Raw genomic sequence first — 8525 nt, 5'->3', positions numbered from 1 at the left:
TTTGGCGCGGGGGGCGGCCCCTCCCCCCCGGGCTCCCCCCCCCCCCGCGAAACTTTTCCGTGGTGACCTCCGCGCCGGGCGGATCCACCACGATCGCGGTGGCGTTGTCGGAGCCACCGAGCGAGATCGCCGTCCGCACCAGCTCCGTGGCCGCCCCGTCCGGCATCCCCAGGATGTCGAGCATGGCCGGACCGCTGAGCGTCTTGTGCACACCGTCGCTGGTGAGCAGAAGCCCGCCGGTCGTGACGGTGGCGGTGCCGATCTCGTGCGCACCGGCCGTGCGGACGCTGGTGGTGACGACGTGTTCCATCCGCGGTGTCACGGGTTGGTCGTGGTCGCGGAAGTACTGCGCGAGCGTATGGTCCTTCGTCACCTGCCGCACGGTGTAACCGTCCCAAGCGTACGCCCGCGCGTCCCCGACCCACGCGATGCCATACCCTTCGCCGCTCTGGACGGCCACGACGAGGACGCAGTCACCGGGCCCGCCGAGTGCGAGCACGGCCCGCTGAGCAGCGAGAACGGCCCCGACGGCCCCCTGCTCGACCGGTGTCCGCGCCGCCGCCGAGGCGGCCGTCCGCGCCGCTTGTGCGGCATTCGGGTGATCTCCGACTCCATCGGCCAAGGCGAACACGATCCCGCGGCCGCCCGCCGCCGCGTACGCCGCGACGGCGTCCGCGTTGTACTCGCGCGGTCCCCGCGCGCTCGCCGTGTGCCAGTGCGGAAGCTCCCTCATCGTCTTCTCCTCACCCCTGGGTGATGCCTGTTTCCAGAGTGCGCCGCGAACCTGTGGAGCGGCTGAGGGGTAGGTGAAAGGCAGCTGTCGGTCCCGTCTCGTGAGTGGCAAGGACGGTTCTAACCGTCCTTGCCACTCACGAGGCCGGTGAGCAGGCCGGTCAGCGCAGACGGGTGATCAGCGTCCGCAGCCAGCTCTCCGCCATCGCCGGTTCCTTCCGCAGATGCCGCACGAGCAGGTCCCGCCCCGCCTTCGAGCGCCCCGCCTCGACGATCGCGACCGCCTCGGCGAGCCCCCGCAGCCGCTGGTCCGAATGCTCCGGCGCGCGGCCGTTCTCGTCCGACCAGCGCGGCCGCGGGAACGACGCCGTCAGCTTGGGCTGGGTGTTGCCGAAGTAGAGCCAGACGGGCTCGTCGAGCGAGATGTTCCGGACGCCGTTCGCGGGCAGCTCGGCTGGCCACGCGAACTCCTGCTGCCAGCGGAACGCCGACGGCGTCGTGCGCTCCCGGATGGTGATCCCGAGGAACCGGAGCCGTCCGCGGATGATGCTCCAGGCCTCGCGTTCGTCCTCGATCCAGCGCCGCAGGAATCCGTAGAGTTCGGTGAACGTCTGTCCTGTGTAGACGAGGTCGACGAACACCTTCGGCCGCCCGCGCGCCAGATCGTGCGGGCTCAGCCCCGCCGCGGCGAGATAGCCGCGAAGAGTGTCCACATCGGACTCGGCAAGCCCGGCGTATGCCCCTGCGAACGACAGTGGCAACTGGTGGATCCGTTCCCGCCAAGGGGTTCCGCTCAGCAGGTCGTGCACGCTGTCCGCGGAGCGGCCGACGAAGTAGAGGTCCGCGTCCCCCGCCCGCGCGATCACCTTCGCGGCGCATTCGATCAGTTCGCCCAGGAACCACAACGACGGTTCTTCGGCGCGCTCCAGTAGCGTCCCGAGCTGGTCGGGGCGCACGAGATCCCAGCGGTACGGCCGATTCACGCCGTCCAGGATTCCCGTGCGCCCCGACGTTTGTCGAAGGATTTACGAGAGCAGGTTGTACACCGTCTGCTCGCCGACCGTGGTGGCGCTGAAATTCTCGGCGACCCATTCGGAAATCTCGTTCGAGCCGCCACCCGGCCCGCCGCCGCGGCCGCCTTCGATGTAGTAGGTGATGTCGCCGTTCGCCACGTACTGCTGGAATTCCGCCAGCGTCGGAGCGGGATCCCTGCCGCTCCAGCCGCCGATGCCGATCACCGACTTCCCGCTCGCGAGCTCCAGATTCGCCGCCGACTGCGAACTCGACGTCGCGGCCGCCCATTTCGTCGTGGTCGCCGCGAGCACGGCCCCGATCTCCGCCGAGGACCCCTCTTCCATGCCCATTCCACGCTCGGCACCGGTGGACGGGCCCGAGATCGGGATCGAGCCGGAGTGTGCCTGCGAAGCGGTCTCGATGCCGTACGCGGTGGTGCCGAGGCCGATCGTCAGCACGGAGACCGCCGCGACGACGGCGACGAGCCGGCGCATCGGCGGGACACCCACCAGTACGACGGTGGCGGTCACCAGGCCGAGGCCGACGATGATCCAGCGCAGCGCGGGCAGCCAGTCCGCGTCACGGTCCAAGAGGATGTACGCCCAGACGGCGCTGGCCGCGATCATCAGCGACAAGAACACCCGGGGCGCGAGATGCGCCCGGCCGCGCCACAGCGAGGTCCCGGAGATCGCCACCACCGCGGCGATCGACGGCGCCAGCGCGACGGCGTAGTACGGGTGCACGATCCCGCTCATGAAGCTGAACACCAGCGAGGTGACGAGCATCCAGCCGCCCCACACGATCAACGCGGCCCGCGTCCGGTCGGTCCCGGCCGCGCGCCTGGTGAACCACAGCCCCGCGACCAGCCCGATCAGCGCGGCGGGCAGCAGCCACGACACCTCGCCGCCGAAGCTGGCGCCGAACATCCGGGTCAGGCCGCTCTCGCCACCGAAGCCGACGTTCCCGCCGCCGGAGCTGACGGTGCCACCGGGGCCGCCGACCACCATGCCGCCGCCCATGCCGAAGATCCGGCCGAGACCGTTGTAGCCCAAGGCCAGTTCGAGCAGGCTGTCACCGTCCGAGCCGCCGATGTACGGCCGCGAATCGGTCGGCCACACATCGACCAGCGCGATGAACCAGCCCGCCGAGACGACCACCGCGGCCACCGCACCGAGCAGGTGCAGCAGGCGTTTGCCGAGCGAGGCCGGCGCGGCGATCAGGTACGCGAGCCCGAACGCGGGCAGCACCAGGAACGCCTGCATCATCTTGGTCAGGAAGCCGAACCCGATGGCGACCCCGGCCAGCGCCAGCCAGCGCGGGCTCGCGTTTTCGATCGCGCGGATCGTGCAGTAACCGCCCGCGATCAGCAGCAGCGTCAGCAACGCGTCCGGATTGTTGAACTTGAACATGAGCGCGGCGACCGGCGTGACGGCGAGCGCCGCCCCGGCGGACAGACCGGCGACCGGCCCGGAGGTCCGTTTCACCGTCAGATACAGCAAACCGACCGAAGCCACCCCCATCAGCGCCTGTGGTGCCAGCACGGTGAAGCTGGAGAAGCCGAAGAGCCGGGCGAACGCCGTCGTGACCCAGAGCGCGGCCGGGGGTTTGTCGACGGTCAGCACGTTTCCGGCGTCGAGGGAGCCGAACAGCCACGCCTTCCAGTCCTGGGTGCCCGACTGCACGGCCGCCGCGTAGAACGAGTTGCCGTAGCCGGAGGCGGTCAGGTTCCAGAAGTACAGCAGCGCGGTGGCGGCGAGCAGCCCGAAAACGGCGGGCCGGACCCACCGTTCAGGTGGCTTGGTGGAGTTTTCCTTGCTGTGGCCGGGTTCCACCCGGGAAGCGAGTGCGGTGGTCATGGATCAGCTCTCCATCTCGGTGGCGGGGCGGCGGCGGAACACCCAGCCGCGCAGCAGCAGGAAGCGCAGGACGGTGGCCGCGAGGTTCGCGAGCACGAGCGCGGTGATCTCCAGCGCCAGCCCCGGCGCGGTCATCGTGTGCAGCAGTGCCAGGGCACCGCTGGTCAGCGCGAGCCCGAGACCGAACACGATGAGCCCCTGGAACTGGTGCAGCCCGGCGCCTTCCCGGCCGCGGATCCCGAAGGTCAGGCGCCGGTTGAGCGCGGTGTTGCCGATCGCCGTCACCAGCAGCGCGACGAGATTCGCCACCTGCGCGCCGGTGAACGTCCGCAGCAGCAGGAAGAGCACGAGGTACGCGACGGTGCTGGCGACGCCGACGGCGGCGAACCGCACCAGCTGCCGCACGAGGCTCGGCGCCACCCCCGGCGCCTGAACCTGGATCGGCGCGCGGCCGAGTTGTTCGCGCAGCCCGCTGATCGGGATCCGGCCGGTCAGCGTGGCCTTGGTCAGCCGGGCGATGCCTTTGAGGTCGGCGGTCGCGGTGGCGATGATGTTCACCGACGAGTCCGGGTCGTCCACCCAGTCGACCGGCACCTCGTGGATCCGCAACCCGGTCTTCTGTGCCAGCACGAGCAGTTCGGTGTCGAAGAACCAGCCGGTGTCCTGGATATGGGGGAGCAGCCGTTCGGCGACGTCGGCGCGGATCGCCTTGAAACCGCATTGCGCGTCGCTGAACCTCGCCGCCAGTGTGCCGCGCAGGATCAGGTTGTAGCAGCGGGAAATGAACTCCCGCTTCGGTCCGCGCACCACCCGCGCGCCACGGGCGAGCCTGCTGCCGATGGCGAGATCCGAGTGACCGGACAACAGTGGTGCGATGAGCGGCCCGAGCGCGGCCAGATCGGTCGAAAGGTCGACGTCCATGTAGGCGAGCACTGGAGCGTCCGAAGTGGACCAAACGGCACGCAATGCGCGGCCGCGGCCTTTTTCTTCGAGATGCCGGACTTCGACGGCGTCGAACTCGCGGCTCAGCCGCTCCGCGACGCGCAGCGTGCCGTCGGTGCTCGCGTTGTCGGCGACGGTGATCCGGAACGGGTACGGGAACTGCTCGGCGAGATGGGCGTGCAGCCTCCGGATGCACGGTTCGAGGTCGTTCTCCTCGTTGTAGACCGGGATGACGACGTCGAGAACGGGGGAGCCGTCCGGGACGATGACGGGGCGGCGGCCGGTGTCGGCGCCGGAGAGGATCGCGGTTGTCATGACGTCAATCTCGGCCATCGCGCTGAGGTCGCCTTGTGCCCGAGCTGTGCTGTCGCTGTGTCCTGACACGGGATTCACCGGCTCAGGTCGTAGACGGTGACACCGTCCACAGTGGTCGGTTCGTAGGTCTCCGCGACCCAGGCGGCGATACGTTCGGCGGCGTCGCTGCCGGTCTCCCCGCGCATCATCATGCCTTCGCCGAGGAAGTAGTGGATCCGTCCACTTCGGACGTATTCCTGGAACTGTTCGAGCGTGGGCGCCGGATCCGTGCCGTTGAACCCGCCGACGGCCATCACCGGCGCGCCACTGCCCAGCTGATAGCCCGCGGCGTTGTTGGAACCCGCGGTCGCCGCCGCCCAGGTGTAGTTCGCGCTGTCCCGCCGGATCAGGGCGGCCAGGTCGTCGCCGGGCAGGGTCGTCCCGAGCAGGCCGCCGCCACCCATCCGCATGCCCCGGCCCGTATCCGGCCCGGCGGAGGGAAGCGCGCCGGAATGCGGGGTGGCGGCCGTCGCGACCGTGTACGCCCCGCTTCCCGCGAGAACCGTGACCAGTGCGCCGACGGCGACCAGACGCCTTGCTACGTCAGGCAATCGAGAGGCGAAGAACACCAGGAAGGCGCACAGGAGACCGGCCACGAGGACCGCGATCGCCAGTCCGGGAAGCCAGTCGGATCGCCGTGACAGCAGGAGATACGCCGTCAGCGCGGTCAGCCCGACCCCCGCGCTCAAGGTGCCCGCGGCGGCCGGATTCCCCCGTGCGCGCCACAAGTGCGTGCCCGCGATCCCGACGAGCGCGGCGACGGCCGGGGCGAGCGCGATCGTGTAGTACGCGTGGATGATGCCGCCCATGTAGCTGAACACCACGGCGGTCACCAGGAACCAGCCGCCCCAGACGATCAGCGCCGCCCGCCCGCGATCGGTGCGCGGGGCACGGCGCGTGAACCACAGTCCGGCGGCGAGCGCGACGGCGGCGGCGGGCAGGAGCCAGGCGATCCCGCCCGCCATCTCGTCGCCGAACAATCGGTCCCAGCCGGTGCCGCCCCAGCCGCCGTTGGGATTCCCGCCGACGCTGCCGACCTCGTCGCCGGTGATGCGGCCGAGGCCGTTGTAGCCGAAAGCCAGCTCCCACAGGCTGTTCTCCTGCGAGCCACCGATGTAGGGCCGGTCGGCGGCGGGCCACATCGCGACGACGGCGAGATACCAGCCCGCGGAGACGAGGGTCGCGCTCAAGGCGCCGAACAGGTGCAGCAGACGTTTGCCCAGCGACGTCGGCGCCGCGATCAAGTACGCGAGCCCGAACGCGGGCAGTACCAGGAACGCCTGCAACATCTTCGCGAGGAAGCCGAAACCGACCGCGACCCCGGCCAGCGCCAGCCAGCGCGGGTTCGCCTTCTCCAGCGCGCGGACGACGCAGTACGCGCCCGCGGTCAGGAGCAGGACGAGCAACGCGTCGGGGTTGTTGAAGCGGAACATCAGCGCGGCGGCCGGGGTGAGCGCGAGGACGGTACCCGCCAGCAGCCCCGCGGCCGGGCCGGACGTCCGGCGCACGGCGGCGTACAGCAGCGCCACCGAGCCGACGCCCATCAACGCCTGCGGCACCAGGACACTCCAGGCGTCGACGCCGAACAGGCGCGCGGAAAGGCTCATCACCCACAACGCGGCGGGCGTCTTGTCGACCGTGATCGAGTTCGCGGCGTCGCTGGACCCGAAGAACAACGCCTTCCAGCTCAGCGATCCCGCCTGCGCGGCCGCGGAGTAGAAGGCGTTGGCCCAGCCGGATTCCCCGAGGTTCCACAGGTACAGGACGGCGGTCGCGAGCAGGAGCGCGGCCAGCGACGGCCGGACCCAGCGCGGATCGGCGGGCGTGCCCCGGGCGGGGGGAGCGGTTCGATCGGCTTCGTCGCGGGAGGCGAGGAGGGTCATGGCCTCAGCGTCGGGGGCCGACCTGGGGGGTGGTTGTGCCGAAGCTGTGCACCCGCTGTGAGGATCCGATCACCGGCAGATGGACGGCGAACTCGGTGCGCCCCGGACGGCTGTGCACCTCGATCGTGCCGCGATGGGCGACGACGATGGCCGACGCGATCGCCATCCCGAGCCCGGTGCTCCCCGAGGTCCGGGACCGGGAGGGGTCACCGCGGGCGAAGCGTTCGAACACGCTCGGCAGGAGTTCCGGGTCGATCCCGGGGCCGTCGTCGGTGACGGTGAGCACCGCGGCCCCGTCGTGCGCGCGGGTCAGTGCGGTGACCACCGTGGTGCCCGGCGGGGTGTGCGTGCGCGCGTTGGACAACAGGTTCGCCAATACCTGGTGCAGGCGCTGGACGTCACCGCGGACGAGGACGGGCACCGGTGGGAGCCGGAGTTCCCATCGATGGTCCGGGCCGGCGACCTGCGCGTCGCCGACGGCGTCCGCGGCCAGCCGGGTGAGGTCGACCTCGCCCGCTTCGAGCGGCCGCCCGGCGTCGAGTCTCGCCAGCAGAAGAAGGTCCTCGACCAGCGTCGTCATCCGGGCCGCCTCGGACTGGATCCGCGACATCGAACGCGCGACCTCCGGCGGGGCCAGCGCGCTGCCTCGGCCGGCGAGTTCGGCGTACCCGCGGATCGCCGCGAGCGGTGTGCGGAGTTCGTGGCTCGCGTCGGCGACGAACCGGCGGACCCGGGTCTCGCTGGCCTGCCTGGCCTCCAACGCCCGCGCGATATGGCCGAGCATGAGGTTCAGCGCCGACCCGACCTGGCCGACCTCGGTCCGCGGATCGGTGTCGATCTCGGGCACCCGCACGGAAAGCGCGACCTGGCCGCGGTCGAGCCGCATCGCCGACACCCGGCCCGCGGTCGCCGCGACCCGGTCGAGCGGCCGCAACGTGCGCCGGACGGCGAACGCGCCGAGGAACCCGGCACCGGCGACGCCCGCCGCCGCGACGCCGAACAGGAGCCACCTGACGGTGGCCAGCGTGTCCTGCATCGGGCCGAGCGGGAGCCCGGTGACGACCACGCCGCCGGGGATCGAGGAGGCCTGCACGCGGTAGTCGCCGAGCCCGCCGATCGTCAGCGTCATCGGCGGCCGGTCCGCCGGGATCGAGAACAGCCCTGCCTCCTGCTCGGCCGACAGGCCTTGGGGAAGTCCTTGCACGGTAAGGACTCCCGCGTAGAGCACGCGGTCGCCGGAGACGCGTACGCTGAGCGTCCCGGACGCCTGGCCCGGCGCGTTGAGCGGGTTGGGACCGAGCCCGTCCTCCGGTGGCCTGCTCGCGAAGTCGTGGGCGCGGGCCGACGCGGCCGAGAGCTGGTCGTCGATCTGGCGGGTGAGGAACGACCGCAGCGCGATCTCGCCGGCGACGCCGATCACCAGGCAGACGAACGTGAGCAGCAGCACCATCGAGCCGGTCAGCTTGGCGCGCAGGGAAAGCCGCCCGGGCCGGGTCCACCGGCGCGGGCCGGTGGGCGGGACCGGGCCGGATGCCATGGCCCGAGGGTGCGCCGCCGTCGTATGCGCGCGTTGTGTCCCGCCTGTGAGCCCGCTGTGTGCCGCGGTCACGGAGGGGGCTGACGGCGGCACAAACCGGGCACAGCCGCGGCCGCTCGCTCGGTGAGCGTGTTGCGAAAGCCACTTTCGCAACCTTCAAGGTTTCGAAAGTTGGGTTAGGAACACAGCCACCCCACACCCAGCCAC

General features: G+C 71.0%; 6 protein-coding genes. All 6 read right to left on the bottom strand.

Annotation, left to right across the window (positions count from 1 at the left end; genetic code table 11):
- Positions 1-733, bottom strand: a 733-nt coding sequence (locus tag ACFWIW_RS40370) for a PP2C family protein-serine/threonine phosphatase (protein WP_378373320.1), incomplete at its 3' end; no start/stop codon positions are given.
- A 160-nt stretch (positions 734-893) separates the two neighbouring features.
- A complete protein-coding gene (locus tag ACFWIW_RS40365; protein WP_378373319.1) occupies positions 894-1715 on the bottom strand; it encodes a hypothetical protein in 822 nt (273 codons plus the stop codon).
- Positions 1716-1757: 42 nt separating this feature from the next.
- On the bottom strand, positions 1758-3602 hold the full coding sequence (locus ACFWIW_RS40360; protein ID WP_378373318.1) for an ArnT family glycosyltransferase: 1845 nt from the start codon (positions 3600-3602) through the stop codon (positions 1758-1760).
- Between the two features lie 3 nt (positions 3603-3605).
- Positions 3606-4859 carry a glycosyltransferase gene (locus ACFWIW_RS40355; RefSeq protein WP_378373317.1) on the bottom strand — a complete coding sequence of 418 codons (1254 nt, stop codon included), beginning with the start codon at positions 4857-4859 and terminating at the stop codon, positions 3606-3608.
- Positions 4860-4933: 74 nt separating this feature from the next.
- Entirely contained in the window at positions 4934-6781 is a 1848-nt protein-coding gene (locus ACFWIW_RS40350; RefSeq protein ID WP_378373316.1) for an ArnT family glycosyltransferase, read from the bottom strand.
- Positions 6782-6785: 4 nt separating this feature from the next.
- Positions 6786-8318 (bottom strand): sensor histidine kinase, encoded by a 1533-nt coding sequence (locus ACFWIW_RS40345; RefSeq protein ID WP_378373315.1) that lies wholly within the window; start codon positions 8316-8318, stop codon positions 6786-6788.
- Positions 8319-8525: the final 207 nt, after the last annotated feature.

Source organism: Amycolatopsis sp. NPDC058340, from assembly GCF_042723975.1.
Taxonomy (GTDB): Bacteria; Actinomycetota; Actinomycetes; order Mycobacteriales; family Pseudonocardiaceae; genus Amycolatopsis.
The sequence above is the reverse complement of the archived record's forward strand: the minus strand, read 5'-3'. Positions and strand labels throughout refer to the sequence as shown.